This is a genomic window from Metabacillus litoralis (genome assembly GCF_020524045.1).
In the GTDB taxonomy this organism is placed as follows: domain Bacteria; phylum Bacillota; class Bacilli; order Bacillales; family Bacillaceae; genus Metabacillus; species Metabacillus litoralis_C.
Genome location: NZ_JAIVKL010000028.1, coordinates 18,497 through 42,605, shown reverse-complemented (window position 1 = coordinate 42,605; position 24,109 = coordinate 18,497). Strand labels below are relative to the sequence as shown.

Here is a 24,109-nt window from a genome sequence, read left to right as displayed (position 1 = left end):
TATGACATTTGCATTTCAATTAAACTTAGCTTGATTCAAACAGAAAATCGTCCAAAAAAACCTTACATAATTTGTAAGGTTAGCTTGATGACATTGGGCTCAGCTTCCTCCCCGTGGAAAGCGAGTGTCTGCAGCGCAATGGAACGAACTTGTTTCTTTCGGCTTAACTGAATTTAGATTTATTCGTGTTTTTTATGAATTCTTTAATTATGTCCGAGCCTCTGTCTAAGACAAGTGTAGAAAAGTTTGTTCGTAAGATTTCTTTATTGCCTCACTATCAATCCCATTACCGATTAAAATAATAATTGGTTTTAAACCACTTTTTGATTTTACTTCTTGTATTGCAAGTTTTTTAGACGCGAATTGAAATGAATATACATTCGAATCTTGATGAAACTGAACGATCCCTTTACCTCTGAAAACATTCTCTGGCAAGCTTTTTAACCACTTTTCAAATACTTTTTTATCAAATAGTGGTATATCCTCTAACTTCACAGCTTTAATAGAAGCATGGTTAACGTGATTATGATCACATGTTGCTTGTGTTGAACAGCCACATGATGCCACTTGCTTGTTGGTTAAATTAATTGTCCGTATTCGTTCCATCAACAGCTCGTTTGCTGAAACATCTCCATATGAAGCTGTTACGATCGGTATTTCTTCATTAACCAGTTTTTTAATTTGATTATTGATTTTATCGAGTTTCTTCTCAGAAACAAGATCTGTTTTATTTAAAATAATAAACGATGCACTCGTAATTTGTTCCTTTAATAAAGTTCGAACTTCTTTAGAACTGGAAAAAATACTTTGGTAGTCTAGATAATTACTTGCATCTACTAAACTTATAACAGATTGTAAATTAAATTGATCAATATAGAGTGGACTAGCCAGTGCTTCGATAATTTCAGTAGGATTTGCAACACCAGTACCTTCTATTAACAAAATATCGACAGGGTTTTTAATAAATTGATCTAAAGTTGTTTTTAAATCATCTTGAATGGAACAACATATACAACCGTTTAAGAGCTCATACATTTGTTCTTTATCAAATAGATGGTTTTCGATATTTGTATCGCCAAGCTCATTAAGGATAATCCCAAGCTTTTGTCCTCTAGCATTGCATTCTTCAACGAGTTTTTGCAACACAGTCGTTTTACCACTTCCTAAAAATCCACTAATTATGTATACATTTATAGGCTGTTTCAACACAAACCCCTCACTTTTCATTATTGGTATCAAATAGGAATCGTTACGATTATACACTTCGATTATCTCCTTCGACAAGTGATTCTTCAAAAATTTACAAAAAATTTACCTTATCTACAAAAAATATACATTTTTCCTTAACATTTGCAAACTACCATTATAGTTGTGTGAAAAATAGATTAAGGGAGGAATATGATAGTGGTAGTTAAAAGAGGCTTTACTAAGAAACTAGTTACTCTTGGTGTTTTATCATCATTAGTAATCGGTAGTTTTGCTGGTTTAAATCAAGAATCAGCAAAAGCAAATACCGCAGAAACACCGGAAATCAAGAATGTAATTTTCTTAATCGGAGATGGAATGGGGCCTTCAACAGTAACAGCACATCGTTATATGATGGATAACCCTGACACAAAACAGGTTGAACTTACTGAATTTGATAAGTATTTAGTAGGTATGCAAACTACATATCCAGATGATCCTTCACAGAATATAACAGATTCTGCCTCAGCTGCAACGGCAATGGCATCAGGAATTAAGACGTACAATAATGCAATTGGTATGGATGCTGACAAAAACCCATATGAAACCGTTCTTGAGCAAGCAAAAGAAGATGGAAAAGCAACAGGATTAGTTGCAACATCAGAAGTAACACACGCAACACCAGCATCTTATGGTGCACATGATGAAAGTCGTAAAAATATGGATGCGATTGCTAACGATTATTTTGATGAGCTTGTAAATGGTAATCATAAAATTGACGTTATTCTTGGTGGTGGCTCTAAAAACTTCGTACCAGAAGATGGTCGAAAAATCGATGATCGCAATCTAGCAGAAGAATTCCAGAAAAAAGGTTATAGCTATGTAACGAACAAAGACGAACTAATGAGTGATGAAAATGAACAAGTACTAGGTTTGTTTGCTACAGGTGGTCTTCCAAAAATGATTGACCGTGATGAAAGTATTCCTTCTCTTGAAGAAATGACATCTTCAGCTATCGAGCGTCTAAGTAAAGATGAGCAAGGCTTCTTCTTAATGATTGAAGGAAGTCAAATTGACTGGGCTGAGCATGACAATGATGTTGTTGGAACAATGAGTGAAATGAACGATTTTGAACAAGCTTTTAAAGCTGCAATTGAATTTGCTAAAAATGATGAGCACACGTTAGTTGTGACAACAGCAGACCATGCAACAGGTGGTCTTTCTCTAGGAGCTAACACAAAAGCTCAGCCAAATGGAGATTACAATTTTCATGTTAACCCTATTCAAGCTTTCTCTAAAACACCTGATTATATCGCAGCTGAAATCTATGCAGCTGGAGCAGGTGCTGATGTAGTTGGAATCATGCAAAAACATATTGATTCAAGCTTCTACAACCAAATCACAAGTGAAGAAATTCAAGCGGTAAAAGATGCTGCAGCATTAAACGACGGTGTTGCAATTGATAATGCAATCGAAGCGATTGTTAATGACCATTCTGTCACTGGTTGGACAACTGGTGGACATACAGGTGAAGATGTTCCTGTATATGCATTTGGACCACAAAAAGACCGATTTGCAGGATTAATTGATAATACAGATCAAGCAAAAATTATCTTCCAACTGTTAGAAGAAAATAAAATGCCAGAAACACCAGAAACACCAGAAACACCAGAAGTACCTGAGAATCCAGAAACACCGGAAGTACCTGAAAATCCAGAAACACCAGAAAACCCAGAAACACCGGAAGTACCTGAAAATCCAGAAACACCAGAAACACCTGAAACACCAGAAACACCTGAAACACCAGAAACACCAGAAACACCAGAAACACCAGAGAACCCAGAAACACCAGGAGATGAAACAGAACAACCAAAGCCACAAGAAGTAAAAGTAACAATTAAAGATGGTAAAGCGACAATTGATACAGAGGATTTAAAGGCAGTAAAAGAAGGTTCGACAGTTATTGTTGATTTTAAAGGTGAACACTATGTTGAGCTATCTTTAAGTAAAGAGCAAATTAAATGGTTAAAAGAAAAAAATATTGATCTTCATTTGAAAAACAAAGATGTGAAAGTAAATGTACCTTTTGAAAATCTACCAGATGGTGATGTGAAAATTAAGGTAGAACGCATGAAGAATATTGATGATGCTTTAAGTGCAGTTTACGATTTCACAATCATGGCTGGAGATAAAGCTGTACATCAATTTAAAGAAAAAATGACATTAGAATTTAATGTAACTGGTGAAGTAGAAAAAGAAGAAGATGTGAAACTTTTCTACTATAACGAAGAAGATAAGAAGTGGGAATTAGTAGGTGGAGCTTATAAAAATGGTGTTGTAACAGCAGATACAGACCATTTCAGTTCTTTCGCAGTATTTGAATTAGAGATGGATAATGCAAAAGATGTTGATAAACTGAAAAAGCTTCCAGCAACTGAGGGTGGATATGGATTACCTCAAACAGCTACAAATGTGTTTAATTTACTAGGACTAGGAATGGCTGTTTTACTAGCAGCAGGTGCGATCTTCTTTTATCAAAGAAGAAAAGCAAAATTGAACGCTTGATAAATAATAAAGCTTAATACAAACAGGGGTAGGGCAGTACAAATGTACTTCCCTTCCCAACAGATTAAGAGCTTACTAGCCATTTAAGAAATTAGGAGGGAAATTCATGGTTTTTAAACGATCGATTACGAAAAAACTAGTAACTGCAGCTGTCCTATCAACAGTTGTTGTTGGGAGTTTTGCAGGATTAAATCAAGATGAAGCAAAAGCAGAAAAAGAGTCTACAGCTAAAATTAAAAATGTCATTTTCCTTATAGGTGATGGAATGGGACCTTCAACAGTTGCAGCACATCGATATATGAAAAATGATCCTTCAACTAAAACGATGGAGTCTACTGAATTTGATAAATATTTAGTAGGAATGCAAACGACGTATCCTGATGATCCGTCGCAGAAAATTACGGACTCAGCATCAGCTGCAACAGCAATGGCATCAGGTATAAAAACATACAATAATGCTATTGGGATGGATAATGAGAAAAATCCTTACGAAACAGTACTTGAACGTGCGAAAGAGTATGGAAAAGCTACTGGTTTAATTGCAACATCTGAAATCACTCATGCTACTCCAGCTTCTTATGGTGCTCATGATGAAAGTCGTAAAAACATGGATGCAATAGCTGATGATTATTATTATGAGCTAATTAATGGTGAACATAAAGTCGATATCATGCTTGGTGGTGGTTCAAAGAACTTTGTACCAGCTGATGGCCGTAAAAAGGACACTACTAATCTAGCGGAAAAATTTGTTGAAGATGGTTACAGCTTTGTAACTAATAAAGAAGAATTATTGAACGATACAAACGGTCAAGTATTAGGTTTATTTGCTAAAGGTGGACTTCCAAAAATGATCGATCGTGATGATAGCATTCCTTCACTTGAAGAAATGACAACAACAGCAATTGAACGCCTGAATAAAGATGAAGATGGTTTCTTCTTAATGATTGAAGGAAGCCAAATTGACTGGGCAGAGCATGATAATGATGTTGTAGGCACAATGAGTGAAATGGAAGATTTCGAACGTGCATTTAAAGCAGCAATTGAATTTGCAAAAAATGATGGTGAAACACTAGTTGTCACTACAGCTGACCATGCAACAGGTGGTTTAACATTAGGAGCAAACACGAAAGCAAAAACGAGTGGAGATTATAACTTCCTAGTAAACCCAATAAAAGCTTTCAATAAAACACCAGATTATATTGCAGCTGAACTTTATGCAGCAGGTGCAAGTGCTGATGTAGAAAGTGTGATGAAAAATCATATCGATAACAGCTTCTATAGCCAAATTAAGCCTGAAGAAATTCAAGCAGTCAAAGACGCTGTTGCAGCAAATAACGGTACAGCAATTGACAATGCAATCGAAGCGATTGTAAATGATCATTCTGTAACAGGTTGGACAACAGGCGGTCACACAGGTGAAGAAGTACCTGTATATGCTTTCGGTCCAGAAAAATCACGTTTCAGTGGTTTAATTGATAACACCGATCAAGCGAAAATTATCTTCCAACTATTAGAAGAGAATAATAAATAAACAGCAATATTGAGTAGAAAGCCTGTATTAATAGGCTTTCTACTTTTCTAGTAAAGTAAGATCCTCAAGTAAGTAATCTTCATTACATATAAAGTAGTCACTTGCAGGGGCTTTTTGAATTTGGATGATAAAAGAATATAGAAAAAGGGGTTTTACGATGAGAACAATGATGTTGAAGCAATCAAAGGAATTAATAGGTTTAGCATTGGTAGCGGTATTTATCTACTTCTTTATTTTTTGGGATTACAAAATCTTTCAAAATCAATTTTCGATCCCAAAAGAATGGTTGAATTTAAATACAATTTTCTTGAGTATTGTCATTGAAGCGATTCCGTTTATCTTACTGGGAGTGTTTGTTTCATCACTAATCCAGATATTCGTTTCTGAAGAAACAGTAAAGAAATATATTCCTAAAAATATGATTATAGCTGTATTGCCAGCCGCTTTGCTTGGTGCGATATTCCCAGTATGTGAGTGTGCTGTTGTTCCGGTTGTAAGAAGATTAATTAAAAAAGGAATGCCGTTACATGTTGCATTTGTCTTTTTAGCTTGTGCACCGATTTTAAATCCTGTTGTTGCCGCTTCTACCTATTTTGCTTTTCAAACGAATCTTAGTATTTTAACTGGCCGTATGGTTTTAGCATTTATATTATCGATTATTATCGGACTAGTATTATACGTTTTCTTTAAAAATAGTGATCAATTGAAACTAACATCTGAAGAATTAGTTGGAAAACAAACGGGTACGTCTGAAGTTCTGAATGTAAACCAATTAAAAGCAACTCTCTATCATGCAAGTGATGAATTTTTTGATATGGGAAAATACCTCATCATTGGTGCCTTTATCGCAAGTTTATTCCAAACATTTTTAGATCGAAATATTTTATTAAGTTTAGGTTCAAGTGAGTTTTCATCACCAATCGTCATGATGGTCTTTGCTTTTGTCTTATCACTATGTTCAGAAGCTGATGCCTTTATTGCTGCTTCCTTTGGCAGTACATTTGCACCTGGAGCTTTATTAGCGTTTCTTGTGTATGGACCGATGTTGGATTTGAAAAATACAATCATGCTTTTCGCTTATTTTAAAACAAAATTTGTTTTCGCCTTTATTTTAGTTGTAACAATCGTTGTCTATTTAGGAGTCCTTGTTTATCAAGCATTGGTATTTTAAGAGAAATGGAGGGAAATTGAGATGGAACAAACAACTGATTTAGGATTTCAAAAATTCATTAGAGGTATTATCTTAGTAGGCTTCACAATGTTGCTATTTAAATTAATTATTTCTGGTGATATTACAAACTTTATTGCACCAAAAATGCTTCCGTTTGCTTATTTTGCAACAGGGGTATTTCTCATATTAGGCATTTTACAAATTTGGAGAAGTGATTCAAAAGAAGAGTTAGACATCTACTGTGATTGTGGCCTTGATCATAGTGGGAAAAGATCACCAATCAAATCACTCTTAATTTATTCTTTATTTTTATTTCCGGTCTTAACAGGGTTTATGTTTCCGGAAGTTGTCCTTGATAGCTCGGTTATCGCTAAAAGAGGGATTAACCTTGGAGCTTCAGAAACTCCTGTAGAGCAAACAGAAAAAGCTGGGGAAGATAAAGTGGTCGAAGCTTCAGCTACAGAAAGTAATGCTTCATCATCTTCTTCTGAAACAAAAAGTCTTGATGAATTATTTTTAGAAGGTCTTTTAAATAGTGATAAAATCGTTGTGAAAGATACAGAGTATCAAAAGATCACCACCTATATTGAGACGAACTTGGATAAATTTATTGGAAAAGAAATTGAGCTAACTGGATTTGTTTATCGTGAACCAGATTTTGAACCGGATCAAATGGCAGTCTCGAGATTTACTGTTTCCTGCTGTGTAGCCGATCTTCAGGTTATTGGAACACTGGCAAAAGGTGAAATGGCAACTCAGCTTAAGAATGACCAATGGGTAAAGGTAACAGGAACAATTAATAAAACAGAAAAAAACGGTCTGGCTCTTCCTTCAATTGATATTGGTCAATTAGAAGTTATAGAAGCTCCATCAGATCCATATATTTATATCTATTAATGCTATAATGATTGAGTGTAGAGTTTATCTCTGCACTCTTTTTATCTTTGACGGGATCTAACCTAACGATAGGTTAGAAATTGTGTTTATTTATACAGTTCCATTTTCTCCCGGGGGAATCTTGTGTGGAGCGAAATGAAACGACTTCCTACTATCTACCCCTTTCGTTAAAACTTGTTAAATCAATAAAGTTTACGAGAAGAGATAGTTACATTCTCAGAAAGGGTAAAATAGTCACAATATACAAATTTTATTCAATAAATTCGACTATTTTCTTATGTTTTTTTCGATTATAATAATATAAAGGAGTGTATTATATGACAAATGTACTATTCATCTGCACGGGAAATACTTGTAGAAGTCCGATGGCAGAAGGCCTTTTAAATCATCTAAAGGATTCAGATTCGATTTTTGTTAAATCGGCTGGTGTTTTTGCAATAGATGGAAGTGATGCATCTCGTCATTCGATTGAAGCATTACGTGAAAGAGGAATTACATGTCAGCATAAGTCTTCTAGCTTATCAAGTGATTTAGTAGAATGGGCTACGGTTATTTTAACAATGACAAATAGTCATAAGCAATCGGTTATTGATCACTATCCAGAAGCAGGAAGAAAAACCTTTACTCTTTCAGAATATGTATCAGATCCTTCGGAGGAAAAGAGAGATATAACAGATCCATACGGCGGACCTTTAACATTGTATCGACAAACACTAGCGGATTTAGAAGTTCTTATTGTTAAACTGAAAGATAAGCTTAAATAGTAGAAATGCACAGGGGGAGAAACATGTGAAGAGAGATGAAAAGAAATATAAGTTTAGCTTGCGTCGTAAGCTTGTTATTTTTGCAACAGTATTAGCACTGATTACATATTCAACAAGTGCTTTCTTTATTTATTTTGTCGTAAATTACGCGGACCATATTGTTGCACCAGAAGTATTCACATTAATTACATTATTAATGGGTGTTTTCTGGTCAGGTGTTTTAGCGTATTTTGGTGCCGGATTTATTACAAGGGCTCTGAAAAGGCTTGAAACAGTTGTGTATAAAGCAGCAGATGGAAATATTAAAGAAGATGTTCCATTAACAAAAAGTGATGATGAGATAAGAGGTTTAAGCATTGCTTTTAATTCGATGCTTGAAAATATGAGAAATATGGTTGAAAGCATTGAATCTAATTTTCATGCAACAAATCAACAAGTGACTCAAATTGCGACTGCATCAAGCAATGCATCTAAACAAGCAGATGAAATTTCCTTAACTGTTCAAGAAATTTCACGTGGAGCAGATCAGTCTGCTACATCTATTCAAGAAACAGCAACTTCAGTTGAAGATATCATTGAATTTGCATCACAAGTAGAAGATAAAGCAACTTCATCAGAAAAAATGTCAAAACAGATGGTCACTTCATTAGAAGAAAGTAAAAAGGTTTATGATTCACTTATAACAGGTATTCAAACATTAGCTGAAGAAAATCAGCATTCGATGACAGCGGTTCGTCGACTTGAAGAGCATGCAAATGAAGTTTCAACAATTGTCTCGCTTGTTGGAGATATCGCGAATCAAACGAATTTATTAGCATTAAATGCTTCTATTGAGGCAGCAAGAGCAGGTGAGCATGGAAAAGGCTTTGCTGTTGTAGCTGAAGAAGTACGAAAACTTGCTGATGAAAGTGCAAAAGCTGTACAAGGAATTACAGGTCTTATCGGAAATATTCAACAAGAAGTTCAAAATGTGGTTGGTCAAATAGGTGAGCAAGTAGAAACAGCGAAAAGCCAGGCAGAAAATGGACAAACCTCTGCTAAAATGCTTGAGGAAACGAGTACTTCGATCTTAGATGTTGCTACGGCAGTTAATCAAATTAGCGAGCTTGTTCATCAGCAAATGGATTCACTGCAAAAAACGGGTGAACAATCTCAAGAGGTGGCAGCAATTGCCCAGGAAACATCTGCAGGTGCACACGAAGTAGCTTCAGCAATTACAGATCAAACAACAAATATTCAACAAATTAGCCAGTTAGGAAAACAACTTGCTGATAGTGCAGACGAATTACGAAAAACAATTGATCGTTTTACTAGATAAAGGCTTTTAAAATATCCGAAGAAATCAGCACAGTAGTAAGTCTAGTGGAACCTTTTCTTCAAAAAACGGTAGCTGTATATGCGAAACTACACTGTTTCTACTGCATATTTTGGTTATATAGCAACAATCTTTTTGAAAAGAGCCTATATAAGAGATAAAATAGAATGGAAGAAAAAGCTAATAGCATGAGCATTAGCTTTTTTCATTATCAATGTATTGTAGTATGATTAGTAATAGTAATGAGTTGAAAAGTGGAGGGTGTATCAATGAAGGTTGCAATTGCTTCAGATCATGGTGGACTTAATATAAGAAAAGAAATCATCAATTTACTTCAAGAGCTGAATATTGAATTTGAAGATATGGGCTGTGAATGTGAAACATCTGTAGATTACCCTGATTATGCTTTACCAGTAGCTGAGAGGGTAGCGAACGGAGAATTTGATCGCGGGATCTTAATTTGTGGCACAGGAATCGGCATGAGTATTGCTGCAAATAAAGTAAAAGGTATTCGTTGTGCACTTGCTCACGATACATTTAGTGCTCAAGCAACACGTGAACACAATGACACAAATATGTTAGCAATGGGTGAACGAGTCATCGGTCCTGGTTTAGCTAGAGATGTAGCAAAAATCTGGTTAACAACTGAATACCAAGGTGGCCGTCATGCAACACGAGTAGGGAAAATCACTCAATATGAACAGAATCACGACTAAAGGAAGCTGTTAAACTATGACAAATCTTGAAACATGGAAGCAAGATTTAACCTTTTTATTAGTTGATTTTCAGAAGCAAGCAAAACTTAGTTCAGGTGATCTTCTTGTGATTGGCTGTAGTACAAGCGAGGTAATTGGCGAGAAAATCGGTACCGCTGGAACAGAAGAAGTGGCAGAGATGATCTTCAATGCTTTAGCAGATTTCCAGAAATCAACAGGAATTCATTTAGCATTTCAATGCTGTGAACATTTAAATCGTGCACTTGTTTTAGAAAAATCGGTTGTAAAAGAGCATAAATTTCCAGAGGTTACCGTCATTCCTGTGCGAAAAGCAGGTGGCGCAATGGCTACCTATGCGTTTAATTCGATGAACAACCCTGTAGTTGTCGAGCATATTAAGGCAGATGCTGGAATAGACATAGGCGACACATTTATTGGCATGCATCTTAAACATGTGGCAGTACCAATCCGAAGCAAAATAAAACAAATTGGGGCCGCGCATGTGACGATGGCAAACACACGTCCAAAATTAATCGGTGGAGCAAGAGCCGTATATGAACAAACAGTTGAAAATAGCTCATGTCATTAAATAGTAGGAATCAACTAGTGTAGTTGATTCCTTTTTTGTGTCTTTTTCATTGAAATGTAGTAACTTCTTATATATTATTTGTATTTATATCAAATTAGAGCCAATATAGCTTCTTAATATGAGCATCTAGGCTGAATTTGTCTTATTTAGAATGAAAATCATACTGAATTTATTCGCAGAGTAAGTTGATGATAAATAATCATTCAACTTTGGGCATTAATCGTTCAACTTTACAGGATAATCGTTCAACTTTGACCAGTAATCGTTCAACTTTCCGGAATAAACGTTCAATCGACAAATTTGCCAAAATCAGCACCCCTAGACTATCTTCAAATACAAATTTTCAAATTCATCAAAATATTCTACATTCGTAGTTGACATTACAAAGAAAAGTAACGACAATAGGTTGTATATATAAACCAATTACGCTTAAAAAGTGAATGTTAATACCAATGTAAGCCTTTAATATTCGGTTTTTAGTTCATACACTAGAAGAAAACTTAAAAAATCGAAAAAAATGTCAGAAAAACTTTTACATTAGGATCAATAAACGTGTACAATATAGATGGAATTAGTCGTTATTAATAAAGGCTCTTTTCTGAACGATTGTTGCTATGTAACCAAATTTGGAGTGAAAACAGTGTTTTCTCACGATAAGGGTACTATTTTATGAAGAAAAGATGCCACTAGACTTAATACAGTGCTGATTTCTTCAGGTATTTTAAAGCAACAAAGTTTGCGAAAACAGCCAAAGTAATTGAGAAGTAAAATAATTATCGGTTAAGAATGAAGGGAGAACACACCAATGAAACATTTACCAGAACAAGATGCGAAAATTTTTGATGCAATTCAATTAGAACGTACTCGTCAAGAAACGAAAATTGAATTAATTGCTTCTGAGAACTTTGTCAGTGAAGCAGTAATGGAAGCACAAGGATCTGTTTTAACAAACAAATATGCAGAAGGATATCCAGGACGTCGTTATTATGGTGGATGTGAGCATGTAGATGTTGTTGAGGACATTGCTAGAGATCGTGCGAAAGAAATTTTTGGTGCAGAATATGTAAATGTTCAGCCTCACTCAGGTGCACAAGCTAACATGGGCGTATATTTCACTATCTTAGATCATGGTGACACAGTTCTTGGAATGAACTTGTCTCATGGTGGACATTTAACACATGGTAGCCCTGTTAACTTTAGTGGTGTTCAATATAATTTCGTTGAGTATGGTGTTGATGAAGTAACACATCGTATTAATTATGAAGATGTAGCAGAAAAAGCTAGACTTCATAAGCCTAAATTAATCGTTGCTGGAGCTAGTGCATACCCAAGAGCCATTGACTTTAAAAAATTCCGTGAAATCGCTGATGAAGTTGGCGCATACTTCATGGTTGATATGGCACATATTGCTGGTCTTGTTGCTGCTGGACTTCATGAAAATCCAGTTCCATATGCAGACTTCGTGACAACAACAACACATAAAACATTACGTGGACCACGTGGCGGGATGATTCTTTGTAAAGAAGAATTCGGTAAAAAGATTGATAAATCGATCTTCCCTGGTATCCAAGGTGGACCACTTATGCATGTGATTGCAGCAAAAGCAGTTTCTTTTGGTGAAACTCTTCAAGATAGCTTTAAAACATATGCACAAAACATCATTGACAATGCTAAACGTTTGGCTGAAAAGCTTCAATCTGAAGGTCTTACTTTAGTTTCTGGTGGTACAGACAACCATCTTTTATTAGTTGATGTTCGTTCACTAGGCATCACTGGTAAAGTGGCAGAGCATGTATTAGATGAAATTGGTGTAACTGTTAACAAAAACACGATTCCATTTGAAACAGAAAGCCCATTTGTAACAAGTGGTATTCGTATCGGTACAGCAGCTGTAACAAGTCGTGGTTTTGGTGCGAAAGAAATGGACGAAATCGGTAGCATCATTGCGTTCGCTCTTAAAAACCATGAAGACGAAGCAAAGCTTGCTGAAGCGAAGCAACGTGTTGAAGATTTAACAAGTAATTTCCCTTTATATCGTAATTTATAAGTTAAAGTGTAATGGCGGCTTTCCAATTAGGAGGTCGCCATTATTTTAACTAATTACACACACCTAGATTCTACTCCCCTAAGACTTCTCCAATTGAAACGAGGGTTTAACATGCTTATCGTATTACTAGCTGGTGCAATCCTTTTACTCATGTTTATCACGAAAAGAATCGTCACTATTGAAAAAGTAAAACCAAAAACACAATCAAAAGAGATACTACAAATCGCACATTCTTTATTTTGGGGTTTACTAGTCATAGTGCTAATTATCTTCATTCCAATCATCATATGGAAAATCTCGTGGTTCTAATAATTGGGATGGTGTATTTATTATTGGAGCATCAGCACTTGGAACAATTGTATTTTATTTTGGCTATTATAGTAGATTAAAAGCAAAACACTTGAGATAACCTGTATATTTATCTTATTTGAACTTGAAACTATAGTTGTTTTTCTGTAAAATCTATTGAAGTGTCAAAGAAAAGGAGATGATTTGATGGGCAAGGTATATGTGTTTGATCATCCATTAATTCAACATAAACTTACATATATTCGTGATATAAAAACAGGAACAAAAGAATTCCGAGAGCTTGTTGATGAAGTAGCGAGCTTAATGGCTTTTGAAATCACAAGAGATCTACCATTACAAGAAGTAGACGTGGAAACACCTGTTACAACGGCAAAATCTAAGGTGTTAGCAGGAAAGAAACTGGGAATTATTCCAATACTTCGTGCTGGTTTAGGAATGGTAGATGGAATTTTAAAATTGATTCCTGCAGCAAAAGTTGGTCATATCGGCCTTTACCGTGATCCAGAAACACTTCAACCAGTAGAATATTATGCAAAACTTCCTTCAGACGTAGAAGAGCGTGATTTTATTGTTGTTGATCCAATGCTAGCAACTGGTGGTTCTGCTGTTGAAGCGATTAATAGTTTAAAAAAACGCGGTGCAAAAAACATTAAATTTATGTGTTTAATTGCGGCTCCAGAGGGTGTGGAAGTTGTCAAAGAAGCACATCCTGATGTTGATATTTTCATTGCTGCACTAGATGAAAAGCTTAATGACCACGGTTATATCGTACCTGGCTTAGGTGATGCTGGGGACAGATTATACGGAACAAAATAAAAGATGACGGGAAACTCTTGTATTAAGGGTTTCTTTTTTATTACCTAGGGGCGATTCAGTTTAAGCATAACTCCTTACCAACATCACATAAATGATAAAAGCTACAAAGTTATTCTTACTTTATAGCTTCTAGAATTCCATCCCGTAATTTAGCGGTTTCCTTCTCATTTCTTAATGATTTCTCAACTTTCGCCCATCCAATGATGTATCGTAGATTTTCATCTTTCTTAAAAAATTCTTCATTACTTGAATAGATCTGATTAAACCATTCTGCTTTCTTTAGTAATTCAATGTTCCGATTAACTTTTTCCTCATTTGGATTTCCACGAATAAACATAACCATTGACATACAAATATTTGTAAATATTTCAAAAATCATTTACTCACCTTTTTTCTGCTTTTGTAAACTTTGTTGTTTTGCCAATCTTGAATGAAACAGCACTGTATAAAGTCTAGTAGCATCTTTTTATGCGATAATCTCGACAGATAATTAAGTCAATTAGCAACAATCTTTCTAAAAAAACCTTTTTAAAATATATTCTTAATCTTATCATTCTATAAAAAGTGAAATATTCCTTTGCCTTTTTGAGAACGTCAATTTTAGATTATAGCCATTTTGAAATAACTCATATTGCCTCAACTTACATTTTCTCCCCTCACATCGTGCAAACTAAACAAGAGGTGGATAACGATGGATATCAGAAAAAACATTTTTTCTTTATGTATCACTCTTTGTTTTATAACATCAACTGCATATGGAGAAACCTACCCAAATAGACCAGATCTACCTAGTGAAAAGGAAACTGATATACAAAGAATTCTTCTAGTTGTTAATGGTGATGAATTTGATTCTTTTAAAAAAGAAATTCAATCAAATACCAACATTAAAATAGCACAAACATATCAACATGCATTTTATGGTTTCTCTCTAGAAGGACCTGTTCGAGACCTAAGTGAGTTGAAAAAACATCCCGCTGTTCTTCATCATAGCCCTGTTGTTTCCTATAGATCACATTTGGATACCAGTGTCCCATTTATCGGTGGTGAAGATGCAAGGGGCTTATTTGATCGAGGAGATCATCGATTAACTGGAAAAGGTGTAAAAGTGGCTGTTATTGATACAGGTGTTGATTATCATCATCCAGATTTAGATCAGAACTATGGGGGTGGTTTTGATATTATCGATGGTGACCAAGATCCAATGGAGACAATGGCTGAGGAGGGAGATGAAACTCTTCATGGCACACATGTTGCGGGAATTATTGCAGCAAACGGGAAGTTACGAGGAGTTGCCCCTGAAGCAGAGATTATTGCTTATCGAGCACTTGGTCCAGGGGGAATGGGAACATCTGATCAAGTCATCGCAGCCATTGATAAAGCAATAGAAGATAAAGTTGATATTATCAATTTATCACTTGGAAATAATGTGAATGGACCTGATTGGCCAACTAGTTTAGCACTTGATAAGGCGGTTGATTCAGGGATTGTTGCTGTGACGTCTAGTGGAAATTCTGGTCCTGATGTATGGTCTGTTGGATCACCAGGTACCTCTAGTAAAGCAATATCTGTCGGGGCTTCTTCACCACCGATAAAAGCACCATATTTAAAAGTAGCAGGATTAAGTGGATTAATTGCAATAAACTCCCTACAGGGTGCAAAGCCGTGGGATTTAAAAAGCGTTGATACAGTTGTTTTTGGAGGTTTAGGTAAAAAAACAGATATCAACGAAGATGCTCGTGGCAAAATTGTTTTAATAGAAAGAGGGAAAATTACCTTCACAGAAAAAGTATTACATGCAAAACAACGAGGTGCAAAAGCGGTTATCATTTATAACAATGTAAAAGGATCTTTTGCTGGGTCATTAGAAATTCCGATGAATCTACCTGTAGTCTCGATTTCAAAGGAAGCGGGATTAGCGATCAAGAAACAACTAAAAAGAACCGTTTCATTAAGAACTGTTTATAAAAAAGAAGAAGATAAACTAGCGGAATTTAGTTCACGAGGACCAGTAACAAATACTTGGGCAATCAAGCCAGATGTTGTTGCACCTGGTGTGGCAATTCATAGCACGGTTCCAAATGGTTATTTAGCTTTACATGGAACAAGTATGGCTGCACCCCATGTTGCAGGAGCATGTGCATTGATTAAACAAGCACATCCAGATTGGAATCCAGAACAAATAAAAGCATCATTAATGAACACAGCAAAACAACTAAAAAATGATAAACAAGAAACTCTAAAACCAACAGAACAAGGTGCTGGTCGAATAAATGTGAAAGATGCGATTAATACAGAGTTACTTGCTTATCCAGGATCCCTTACTTTTGGCAAATTTGAAACAACCAACATGCGAACAAAAAAAGAGCTAACGATAACATTGGACAATCAATCTCAACAAGAACAAAATGTGCGATTTAGAATACCAGAAAATGAACCGGGAATTCATTGGGATTTGCCTAATAATGTGAAAGTTGGAGCAAGAGAAAAAAGAAATGTTTCTATAAGTGTTGATATCACACCAAACAAAAAAAAACCTGGTTTACATCAAGAGTGGCTTGAACTTAATTATGGAAAAAATGAAATTCAGCTACCTTATATCTATGTTGTTGATGAACCACAATATCCAAGAGTAATGGGTTTTGAATTTGCTTATAGTGATACGCCTAAAATGTATAAATATCAAACCTATTTACCTGGAGGTGCCGATGAAATGGGAATTGCTCTTTATGATCCAGATACACTTGTTTTTGTGGGTTTTTTGGACTGGGGCAGAGGTATTTCCAGAGGAATGCTTGAAAAAGAAATAGCAATTGATGATCTCAATTTAAAAGAAGGTGTGTATAAAGCGATCATCTTTGTGAAGAAAGATGGAAAAGAAGATCATATTGAAACAGATATTTTACTAGGTGAATAATTAATGTCGAAAAGTAAGTCAAGAGGTAATTGTGAACGATTTGTGATGTTTTTAACAAGATTGTGAACAATTGACTTTAAACAGATTGACATGAACTATATGCTATTGTATGCTAAACGAGGGTGTAATGATAAGGTTTTCAATGCCAGTTACAAACCGTTTTTTCAACCCCTGATCCGTTATAAATCTACTTAGCGAGGATTTATAAAATGCGACAAAAACAACACCATCCGCTTCATGCGATGGGCCTCATGTCAGCTATTCTTTCCCAATTAGTTGGGTCAATCTTGATTGGTATTTTTGGAGGAAAGTGGCTTGACGAATATTTAAAAACTGAACCACTGTTTTTAATCGTAGGCCTTCTGCTAGGACTAGCTACTGGCGTATACGCCATGCTTAAATTAGTCCGTCACTATTTCTCAGGAGAATAAATATTCCATGTCTGATTTGCATCTGATGTTTCTTAGGTACCGAAAGTACATATTTTATTTACTTGCCCTCTATACAATTGGTTGGGGTGTGACGCAATATCAGTCAGTTTTCCTAGGATTAATATTAGGGACAAGCATAAGTCTATATAATTTATGGATCATGGTGAGGAAAAACAACCAACTTAATCAAGCGATTGAAGAGGGAAGAAAAGCGGGATCGTTAGGAACCATGTCAAGAATGGCAGCAGCAGGAGTCGCAGTTTTTTTTGCACTGAGGTATCCTGACTATTTCCATCTAGTTAGTGTCATTATTGGATTAATGACGATGTATATCGTTATTATGATAGATTATGTTTTTCAACATTCACGCGCTTAGCTGGAAGAGAGGTGAATCTATTGGGTCACGGAGCTCCTGTGAGAGAATTTTTAGGTCTTACTTTTAATTTATCAAATGTACTAATGATTACGATTGCTAGTTTAATCGTTTTCCTTATCGCTTTTGCGGCAACACGTAATCTAGCGATGAAACCAACGGGAATGCAGAATTTTGTAGAATGGATTGTCGATTTTGTTAAAAATATTATCGGCAGTACGATGGATTGGCAAACAGGTGGACGATTCTTAACATTGGGTATGACATTATTAATGTATGTATTCGTAGCAAATATGTTAGGATTACCATTTGCCATAATTGTTGATCACGACTTATGGTGGAAATCACCAACTGCAGATCCTGCCATCACATTAACTCTGGCTGTTCTTGTTGTAGCTTTAACACATTACTATGGTATTAAAATGAAAGGTGCGTCTGAATACGCAAAGGATTTCTTTAAACCGATGCCTTTCATGTTTCCATTAAAGATCATTGAAGAATTTGCAAATACATTAACACTCGGTCTTCGTCTTTATGGGAATATCTTTGCAGGTGAGATTTTGTTAGGCCTGCTTGCTAGTCTAGCAGTAAGCGGTTATGCAGATGGTTTTGGAAGTGGAATTTTTGGAACACTTGTTGCAGCAATTCCAATGATGGTATGGCAAGGATTTAGTATCTTTGTTGGTGCAATCCAGGCATTTATCTTTACTATGTTAACGATGGTATATATGGCGCACAAAGTGAGTCATGACCATTAATCAATAAATGTTCAAATTACTTGGACTAAAACAAAAGAAATACTATTTTTCATACATTTGAAGGAGGAAATTTAACATGGGTTTATTAGCAGCTGCAATTGCAATTGGTTTAGCGGCACTAGGTGCTGGTATTGGTAACGGACTTATCGTATCTCGTACAGTAGAGGGTATTGCACGTCAACCTGAAGCTAAAAGTGTATTACAAACTACAATGTTCATCGGGGTAGCATTAGTTGAGGCGATTCCAATCATCGCTGTAGTTATCGCGTTCATCGTAATGGGTCAATAATTAATTCGATAGTAATTGAATTTATATGGCGAAGATCATTCAAAGCGAACCTTCGCCTTTCCTTTATGCAAAGAAAAGTGTAACGCTATTGATTACAAATGATGTTATATCTTTAAAACTATGTATAGAATAAAAGGGTTTCGAGGAATGAATAGTTCAAGGAAGTGACTTAGTTGGGACCGGAGCGTACGCCTGTACGTGAGGATACCGACGAGGTAGCTGACACAGAAATACGAAGTTCATTGGAAGCCGTGAACTACTAACCCATCATGGAACTCTTGAAGGGAGTGAAACCGAGCTATGTTAACTTTTGATCTTGTACTAGGTGCGTCAACAGGCGGACTTAACACAGGTGATATCATATTCCAGCTTGTCATATTCTTGATCCTGCTTGCATTATTAAAAAAATATGCATTTGGACCTGTTTTGAATATGATGAAGCAACGTGAAGAACATATCGCAAGTGAAATAAATAGTTCTGAAGAAAGAAATAAAGAATCACAGAAATTGGTTGAAGAGCAACGTGAGCTTTTGAAGCAAGCACGTGTAGAAGCACAAGGTTTAGTAGAAAATGCGAAAAAGCTTGGTGAGCAACAAAAAGAAGATATTATCCAAGCTGCACGTTCTGAAGCAGGACGTCTTAAAGACGCTGCATTAAAAGAAATTGCGCAAGAAAAAGAACAAGCGGTAGCAGCATTACGTCAACAGGTTGCTTCTCTATCTGTTATGATTGCTTCTAAAGTTATTGAAAAAGAGTTAAATGAACAAGAGCAAGAAAAATTGATCAATGACTACATTAATGAAGTAGGCGAAGGTCAATGAGTAAAGGAATTGTAGCAAAACGTTATGCGGTAGCTCTTTTTCAACTTGCACAAGAACAAAACGCAATTGATCAAATTGAAAGTGAATTACAAGTTGTAAAAGAAGTTTTTACAACAAACCAAGATCTTGTTGATGTATTAAGCCACCCTAAAGTGACAAACGAGATGAAAAAATCAATCGTAAAAGAAGCATTTACTAATCTATCACAACAGGTAGTGAATACTCTTCTTCTATTAGTTGATCGTCATCGTGTGGATGTCGTTACAGAAGTGGTTAGTCATTTCGTAGATCAAGCAAATGAATTCCGCGGCACGGAAGATGCAATTGTATATTCTATTCGTCCGTTATCAGAAACTGAATTATCATCAATTTCAAGTTCTTTTGCTAAGAAAATAGGTAAAAAATCACTGCGCTTGCAAAACGTAATCGATACAAAATTAATTGGTGGCGTGAAGCTTCGTATTGGTAATCGTATATATGATGGTAGTGTAAGCGGTAAGCTTGAACGTATAGAGCGACAATTAGTCGCAAATAGATTGTAGATAGGGGTGAAACTCATGAGCATCAAAGCTGAAGAAATTAGTGCGCTGATTAAAAAGCAAATTGAGAACTATCAGTCTGATATAAAAGTTAGCGATGTTGGTACTGTAATCCAAGTTGGGGATGGTATCGCTCGTGCTCATGGCCTCGACAATGTCATGGCTGGAGAGCTTGTAGAATTTTCAAATGGCGTTATGGGTATGGCTCAGAACCTTGAGGAAAATAACGTTGGTATTATCATTTTAGGACCATATACAGATATTCATGAAGGTGACGAGGTACGTCGTACTGGACGCATCATGGAAGTTCCTGTAGGTGAAGCTTTAATCGGACGTGTTGTTAACTCATTAGGACAACCAGTTGATGGTTTAGGTCCAATTGAAACAACAAAAACAAGACCAATTGAAAGTCCAGCACCTGGTGTTATGGACCGTAAATCTGTTCATGAACCGCTTCAAACTGGTATTAAAGCGATTGACGCACTTGTACCAATCGGTCGTGGACAACGTGAGTTAATCATTGGTGACCGTCAAACTGGTAAAACAGCAGTAGCAATCGATACAATCTTGAATCAAAAAGATCAAGATATGGTTTGTATCTATGTTGCAATCGGTCAAAAAGAATCAACGGTTCGTGGTGTTGTTGAAACATTACGTAAACACGGTGCATTAGATTACACAATCGTTGTAACTGCTTCTGCATCACAACCAGCTCCAATGTTATTCTTAGCACCTTATGCTGGGGTAACAATGGGTGAAGAATTCATGTATAACGGCAAGCACGTTCTTGTTGTATACGATGATTTAACAAAACAAGCTTCGGCATACCGTGAGCTTTCATTATTACTTCGTCGTCCTCCAGGTCGTGAAGCATACCCTGGTGACGTTTTCTACTTGCATTCTCGTTTACTTGAGCGTGCAGCTAAATTAAGTGATGCAAAGGGTGCAGGTTCTTTAACTGCATTACCATTCATCGAAACACAAGCTGGTGACGTATCAGCTTATATTCCAACAAACGTTATTTCAATTACTGACGGACAAATTTTCCTTCAGTCTGACTTGTTCTTCTCTGGTGTACGTCCAGCGATTAACGCAGGTTTATCAGTATCTCGTGTTGGAGGATCAGCACAAATCAAAGCAATGAAAAAGGTTGCAGGTACGCTACGTCTTGACTTAGCTTCTTACCGTGAGCTTGAATCATTTGCTCAATTTGGTTCTGACCTTGATAAAGCAACACAAGCTAAATTAAACCGTGGTGCTCGTACAGTTGAAGTTCTAAAACAGGGCTTAAACAAACCATTAAAAGTTGAAAAGCAAGTTGCGATTTTATATGCATTAACTCGCGGATTCCTTGATGATATCCCTGTAACTGATATCACTCGTTTTGAGGATGAGTTCCATGCTTATTTAGATCAAAACAATGCAGCACTTCTTGACGAAATCCGTACAACAGGCGGTCTTCCAAAAGATGATGATATGAAAGCAGCAATCCAAGGCTTCAAAAAGACATTTGCTGTTAGCGAATAATTAACCAACTGCTTGTGTGAAAACTTATAGGTTTTCACACAGCTTTCTTTTCATAAATTTCGATGATTTTCTAATAAAGGTGGTGAGAACCTTTGGCATCATTACGTGATATAAAATCAAGAATCACTTCTACAAAGAAAACTAGTCAAATTACAAAAGCAATGCAAATGGTTTCTGCTGCAAAATTAAATCGTGCAGAAAACAATGCAAAGGCATTTGGTCCTTATATGAATAAAATTCAAGAGGTTGTAGCTAGCATTGCTAACGGAAGCACTGATGTTAGTCATCCAATGCTTGAAAGTAGACCTGTTAAGCGTACTGGTTATTTAGTCATTACTTCTGACCGTGGTTTAGCTGGTGCATTTAATAGTAGTGTATTACGCGCAGTTTACCAAGCAATCCAAAAGCGACACAAATCTAACGATGAGTTTGCGATTATTGCTATCGGTAAAATGGGACGTGATTTCTTTCAAAAGCGTGGCATGAATGTAATATCAGAAATCACTGGTATTGGTGATGAAACAAATTTCGCTAGTATTAAGGATATTGCTAACAATGCAGTAAACATGTATGCTGACGGCACATTTGATGAATTATACATGTATTACAACCACTTTGTTAGTGCGATTCAACAGGATGTAACTGAGAAAAAGCTTCTTCCACTAACTGATATTTCTTCAAGTAAAAATAAGTTAACATCTTATGAGTTTGAACCAAACCAAGAAGAAATATTAGAGGTGCTGTTACCACAATATGCTGAAAGTCTCATCTATGGTGCTTTACTTGATAGTAAAGCTTCAGAGCATGCAGCACGTATGACGGCAATGAAGAATGCTACAGATAATGCGAAAGACCTTATTAATGGCCTTACATTAACTTATAACAGAGCTCGTCAAGCTGCGATCACTCAAGAAATTACTGAGATCGTCGGCGGAGCAGCTGCTTTAGAATAAAATTAAAACACCGCTAATTATAAAGTCGGTGTCTAGCTTCAGTGCCTAGCCCCTCAGATTCATAAGCCACTCAGGAATTAAGACATAGAACGTCTTCTATTCCTGTGCATCTTATGCCTGCCTGAGTCTAATCAAGGCGCCCTGAGCTTTTTCTTAATAGATAGGAGGGAAAACGATGAATAAAGGACGCATTACTCAAATTATGGGTCCGGTTGTTGACGTAAAGTTTCCAAGTGGTCAACTTCCTGACATTTATAATGCCCTTACAATTAAAACAGAAGCGAATGATCAATCAGTCGCTATCGAATTAACTTTAGAAGTTGCCCTGCATTTAGGTGATGATACTGTACGTACTGTTGCGATGTCTTCTACTGATGGACTTGTTCGTGGAGTAGAAGTTGTTGACACAGGTGCAGCAATTTCAGTACCAGTTGGTGACGTAACTCTAGGTCGTGTATTTAACGTATTAGGTAATAACATTGACTTAGATGAGCCAATCCCTGCTGATTCTCGTCGTGATCCAATTCATAGACAAGCACCTAAATTCGATCAGCTTTCTACAGAAGTTGAAATTCTTGAAACTGGTATTAAAGTAGTAGACTTACTTGCCCCTTATATCAAAGGTGGAAAAATCGGTCTATTCGGTGGTGCCGGTGTAGGTAAAACGGTATTAATTCAAGAGCTTATCAACAACATCGCACAAGAGCACGGTGGTATTTCCGTTTTCGCTGGTGTTGGAGAACGTACTCGTGAAGGAAATGACCTTTACCATGAAATGACTGATTCTGGTGTTATTAAGAAAACAGCCATGGTATTCGGACAAATGAATGAGCCACCTGGAGCACGTATGCGTGTTGCTTTAACAGGTCTTACAATGGCTGAATACTTCCGTGATGATCAAGGACAAGACGTTCTTTTCTTCATGGATAACATCTTCCGTTTCACACAAGCAGGTTCAGAGGTTTCTGCCTTACTTGGTCGTATGCCATCTGCCGTTGGTTACCAACCAACACTTGCTACAGAAATGGGTCAATTACAAGAGCGTATCACATCAACGAATGTTGGTTCTGTTACATCTATCCAAGCAATTTACGTTCCAGCCGATGACTACACGGATCCGGCTCCTGCAACGACATTTGCTCACTTAGATGCGACTACAAACTTAGAGCGTAAATTATCTGAAATGGGTATTTACCCTGCGGTGGATCCTCTTGCTTCAACTTCACGTGCATTGTCACCTGAAATCGTTGGAGATGAACATTATACTGTTGCTCGTAATGTACAACAAACATTACAACGTTACAGAGAGCTACAAGATATCATTGCGATCTTAGGTATGGATGAGCTTTCTGATGAAGATAAGCAAACTGTTGCTCGTGCTCGTCGCGTTCAATTCTTCTTATCTCAAAACTTCCACGTAGCAGAGCAGTTTACTGGTCAAAAAGGTTCTTATGTTCCTGTTAAAGAAACAGTTCGTGGATTTAAAGAGATTCTTGAAGGTAAGTATGATCACCTTCCTGAAGATGCGTTCCGTTTAGTTGGACGTATTGAAGAAGTAATCGAAAGTGCAAAACAAATGGGTGTAGAAGCCTAATTAG

The 24,109-nt window shown here is 36.4% G+C and carries 23 protein-coding genes and 1 pseudogene; 22 read left to right on the top strand and 2 right to left on the bottom strand.

All coding sequences use genetic code 11. The annotated features are described in order from the left end of the window. Positions 1 to 225 precede the first annotated feature (225 nt). Entirely contained in the window at positions 226 to 1,263 is a 1,038-nt protein-coding gene (locus LC076_RS23075) for a CobW family GTP-binding protein (protein ID WP_226671471.1), read from the bottom strand. Between the two features lie 135 nt (positions 1,264 to 1,398). Here LC076_RS23075 and LC076_RS23070 point away from each other — a divergent pair. The 12 genes and pseudogenes from LC076_RS23070 to upp all read left to right on the top strand — a co-directional run. Then, positions 1,399 to 2,811: pseudogene (locus LC076_RS23070) on the top strand (alkaline phosphatase); the annotation flags it as partial. 12 nt (positions 2,812 to 2,823) lie between these two features. Next, a complete protein-coding gene (locus tag LC076_RS24440; RefSeq protein ID WP_319005583.1) occupies positions 2,824 to 3,750 on the top strand; it encodes an LPXTG cell wall anchor domain-containing protein in 927 nt (308 codons plus the stop codon). A 106-nt stretch (positions 3,751 to 3,856) separates the two neighbouring features. After that, the gene (locus tag LC076_RS23060) at positions 3,857 to 5,281 is read left to right on the top strand and encodes an alkaline phosphatase (RefSeq protein WP_226671470.1); all 1,425 of its coding nucleotides are present in this window, start codon (positions 3,857 to 3,859) and stop codon (positions 5,279 to 5,281) included. Between the two features lie 157 nt (positions 5,282 to 5,438). Beyond that, positions 5,439 to 6,452: a permease gene (locus LC076_RS23055; protein ID WP_226671469.1), complete on the top strand. Its 1,014-nt coding sequence runs from the start codon at positions 5,439 to 5,441 to the stop codon at positions 6,450 to 6,452. A gap of 21 nt (positions 6,453 to 6,473) precedes the next feature. Beyond that, the gene (locus LC076_RS23050; RefSeq protein ID WP_226671468.1) at positions 6,474 to 7,349 is read left to right on the top strand and encodes a TIGR03943 family putative permease subunit; all 876 of its coding nucleotides are present in this window, start codon (positions 6,474 to 6,476) and stop codon (positions 7,347 to 7,349) included. 317 nt (positions 7,350 to 7,666) lie between these two features. Continuing rightward, positions 7,667 to 8,113 (top strand): low molecular weight protein arginine phosphatase, encoded by a 447-nt coding sequence (locus LC076_RS23045; RefSeq protein ID WP_226671467.1) that lies wholly within the window; start codon positions 7,667 to 7,669, stop codon positions 8,111 to 8,113. A 25-nt stretch (positions 8,114 to 8,138) separates the two neighbouring features. Continuing rightward, positions 8,139 to 9,431: a methyl-accepting chemotaxis protein gene (locus LC076_RS23040; RefSeq protein ID WP_226671466.1), complete on the top strand. Its 1,293-nt coding sequence runs from the start codon at positions 8,139 to 8,141 to the stop codon at positions 9,429 to 9,431. Between the two features lie 266 nt (positions 9,432 to 9,697). Continuing rightward, positions 9,698 to 10,144 carry a ribose 5-phosphate isomerase B gene (rpiB, locus tag LC076_RS23035; protein ID WP_226671465.1) on the top strand — a complete coding sequence of 149 codons (447 nt, stop codon included), beginning with the start codon at positions 9,698 to 9,700 and terminating at the stop codon, positions 10,142 to 10,144. Positions 10,145 to 10,160: 16 nt separating this feature from the next. Further along, positions 10,161 to 10,733, top strand: coding sequence for a TIGR01440 family protein (locus tag LC076_RS23030; RefSeq protein ID WP_226671464.1), 573 nt, complete (start codon positions 10,161 to 10,163; stop codon positions 10,731 to 10,733). Positions 10,734 to 11,538: 805 nt separating this feature from the next. Next, on the top strand, positions 11,539 to 12,780 hold the full coding sequence (gene glyA, locus LC076_RS23025) for a serine hydroxymethyltransferase (protein WP_226671463.1): 1,242 nt from the start codon (positions 11,539 to 11,541) through the stop codon (positions 12,778 to 12,780). 111 nt (positions 12,781 to 12,891) lie between these two features. Then, positions 12,892 to 13,089, top strand: a complete 198-nt coding sequence (locus LC076_RS23020) for a hypothetical protein (protein WP_226671462.1) — start codon at positions 12,892 to 12,894, stop codon at positions 13,087 to 13,089. Positions 13,090 to 13,275: 186 nt separating this feature from the next. Then, positions 13,276 to 13,905 (top strand): uracil phosphoribosyltransferase, encoded by a 630-nt coding sequence (upp, locus tag LC076_RS23015; RefSeq protein WP_146950223.1) that lies wholly within the window; start codon positions 13,276 to 13,278, stop codon positions 13,903 to 13,905. Positions 13,906 to 14,020: 115 nt separating this feature from the next. Here upp and LC076_RS23010 read toward each other — a convergent pair whose 3' ends face one another. Next, positions 14,021 to 14,284 carry a hypothetical protein gene (locus LC076_RS23010; protein WP_226671461.1) on the bottom strand — a complete coding sequence of 88 codons (264 nt, stop codon included), beginning with the start codon at positions 14,282 to 14,284 and terminating at the stop codon, positions 14,021 to 14,023. 312 nt (positions 14,285 to 14,596) lie between these two features. Between LC076_RS23010 and LC076_RS23005 the strand changes: the two genes are divergently transcribed. From LC076_RS23005 to atpD, 10 genes are all read left to right on the top strand, one after another. Further along, a complete protein-coding gene (locus LC076_RS23005) occupies positions 14,597 to 16,819 on the top strand; it encodes a S8 family serine peptidase (protein WP_226671460.1) in 2,223 nt (740 codons plus the stop codon). A 209-nt stretch (positions 16,820 to 17,028) separates the two neighbouring features. Continuing rightward, entirely contained in the window at positions 17,029 to 17,250 is a 222-nt protein-coding gene (locus LC076_RS23000) for an AtpZ/AtpI family protein (protein WP_226671459.1), read from the top strand. A 7-nt stretch (positions 17,251 to 17,257) separates the two neighbouring features. Beyond that, on the top strand, positions 17,258 to 17,626 hold the full coding sequence (locus tag LC076_RS22995; RefSeq protein WP_226671458.1) for an ATP synthase subunit I: 369 nt from the start codon (positions 17,258 to 17,260) through the stop codon (positions 17,624 to 17,626). Positions 17,627 to 17,646: 20 nt separating this feature from the next. Then, the gene (atpB, locus tag LC076_RS22990) at positions 17,647 to 18,381 is read left to right on the top strand and encodes a F0F1 ATP synthase subunit A (protein WP_226671457.1); all 735 of its coding nucleotides are present in this window, start codon (positions 17,647 to 17,649) and stop codon (positions 18,379 to 18,381) included. A 76-nt stretch (positions 18,382 to 18,457) separates the two neighbouring features. Next, the gene (gene atpE, locus LC076_RS22985; RefSeq protein ID WP_226671456.1) at positions 18,458 to 18,670 is read left to right on the top strand and encodes a F0F1 ATP synthase subunit C; all 213 of its coding nucleotides are present in this window, start codon (positions 18,458 to 18,460) and stop codon (positions 18,668 to 18,670) included. A 300-nt stretch (positions 18,671 to 18,970) separates the two neighbouring features. After that, on the top strand, positions 18,971 to 19,492 hold the full coding sequence (gene atpF / locus LC076_RS22980) for a F0F1 ATP synthase subunit B (protein WP_226671455.1): 522 nt from the start codon (positions 18,971 to 18,973) through the stop codon (positions 19,490 to 19,492). Next, a complete protein-coding gene (locus tag LC076_RS22975) occupies positions 19,489 to 20,034 on the top strand; it encodes a F0F1 ATP synthase subunit delta (protein ID WP_226671454.1) in 546 nt (181 codons plus the stop codon). Before atpF ends, LC076_RS22975 begins: the two co-directional genes overlap by 4 nt. A 15-nt stretch (positions 20,035 to 20,049) precedes the next feature. Further along, positions 20,050 to 21,558 (top strand): F0F1 ATP synthase subunit alpha, encoded by a 1,509-nt coding sequence (gene atpA / locus LC076_RS22970; protein WP_226671453.1) that lies wholly within the window; start codon positions 20,050 to 20,052, stop codon positions 21,556 to 21,558. A 92-nt stretch (positions 21,559 to 21,650) separates the two neighbouring features. Beyond that, positions 21,651 to 22,511 carry a F0F1 ATP synthase subunit gamma gene (locus tag LC076_RS22965; RefSeq protein WP_226671452.1) on the top strand — a complete coding sequence of 287 codons (861 nt, stop codon included), beginning with the start codon at positions 21,651 to 21,653 and terminating at the stop codon, positions 22,509 to 22,511. 175 nt (positions 22,512 to 22,686) lie between these two features. Continuing rightward, complete coding sequence (gene atpD, locus LC076_RS22960) at positions 22,687 to 24,105, top strand: F0F1 ATP synthase subunit beta (protein WP_226671451.1); 1,419 nt, start codon at positions 22,687 to 22,689, stop codon at positions 24,103 to 24,105. Positions 24,106 to 24,109 lie beyond the last annotated feature (4 nt).

Bases quoted from the DNA above. Each gene is read 5' to 3' on its own strand.
- LC076_RS24440 (WP_319005583.1), top strand. From the start codon at position 2,824: ATGCCAGAAACACCAGAAACACCAGAAACACCAGAAGTACCTGAGAAT.
- LC076_RS23060 (WP_226671470.1), top strand. From the start codon at position 3,857: ATGGTTTTTAAACGATCGATTACGAAAAAACTAGTAACTGCAGCTGTC.
- LC076_RS23055 (WP_226671469.1), top strand. From the start codon at position 5,439: ATGAGAACAATGATGTTGAAGCAATCAAAGGAATTAATAGGTTTAGCA.
- LC076_RS23050 (WP_226671468.1), top strand. From the start codon at position 6,474: ATGGAACAAACAACTGATTTAGGATTTCAAAAATTCATTAGAGGTATT.
- LC076_RS23045 (WP_226671467.1), top strand. From the start codon at position 7,667: ATGACAAATGTACTATTCATCTGCACGGGAAATACTTGTAGAAGTCCG.
- rpiB (WP_226671465.1), top strand. From the start codon at position 9,698: ATGAAGGTTGCAATTGCTTCAGATCATGGTGGACTTAATATAAGAAAA.
- LC076_RS23030 (WP_226671464.1), top strand. From the start codon at position 10,161: ATGACAAATCTTGAAACATGGAAGCAAGATTTAACCTTTTTATTAGTT.
- glyA (WP_226671463.1), top strand. From the start codon at position 11,539: ATGAAACATTTACCAGAACAAGATGCGAAAATTTTTGATGCAATTCAA.
- LC076_RS23020 (WP_226671462.1), top strand. From the start codon at position 12,892: ATGCTTATCGTATTACTAGCTGGTGCAATCCTTTTACTCATGTTTATC.
- upp (WP_146950223.1), top strand. From the start codon at position 13,276: ATGGGCAAGGTATATGTGTTTGATCATCCATTAATTCAACATAAACTT.
- LC076_RS23010 (WP_226671461.1), bottom strand. From the start codon at position 14,284: ATGATTTTTGAAATATTTACAAATATTTGTATGTCAATGGTTATGTTT.
- LC076_RS23005 (WP_226671460.1), top strand. From the start codon at position 14,597: ATGGATATCAGAAAAAACATTTTTTCTTTATGTATCACTCTTTGTTTT.
- LC076_RS23000 (WP_226671459.1), top strand. From the start codon at position 17,029: ATGCGACAAAAACAACACCATCCGCTTCATGCGATGGGCCTCATGTCA.
- LC076_RS22995 (WP_226671458.1), top strand. From the start codon at position 17,258: ATGTCTGATTTGCATCTGATGTTTCTTAGGTACCGAAAGTACATATTT.
- atpE (WP_226671456.1), top strand. From the start codon at position 18,458: ATGGGTTTATTAGCAGCTGCAATTGCAATTGGTTTAGCGGCACTAGGT.
- atpF (WP_226671455.1), top strand. From the start codon at position 18,971: ATGTTAACTTTTGATCTTGTACTAGGTGCGTCAACAGGCGGACTTAAC.
- LC076_RS22975 (WP_226671454.1), top strand. From the start codon at position 19,489: ATGAGTAAAGGAATTGTAGCAAAACGTTATGCGGTAGCTCTTTTTCAA.
- atpA (WP_226671453.1), top strand. From the start codon at position 20,050: ATGAGCATCAAAGCTGAAGAAATTAGTGCGCTGATTAAAAAGCAAATT.
- atpD (WP_226671451.1), top strand. From the start codon at position 22,687: ATGAATAAAGGACGCATTACTCAAATTATGGGTCCGGTTGTTGACGTA.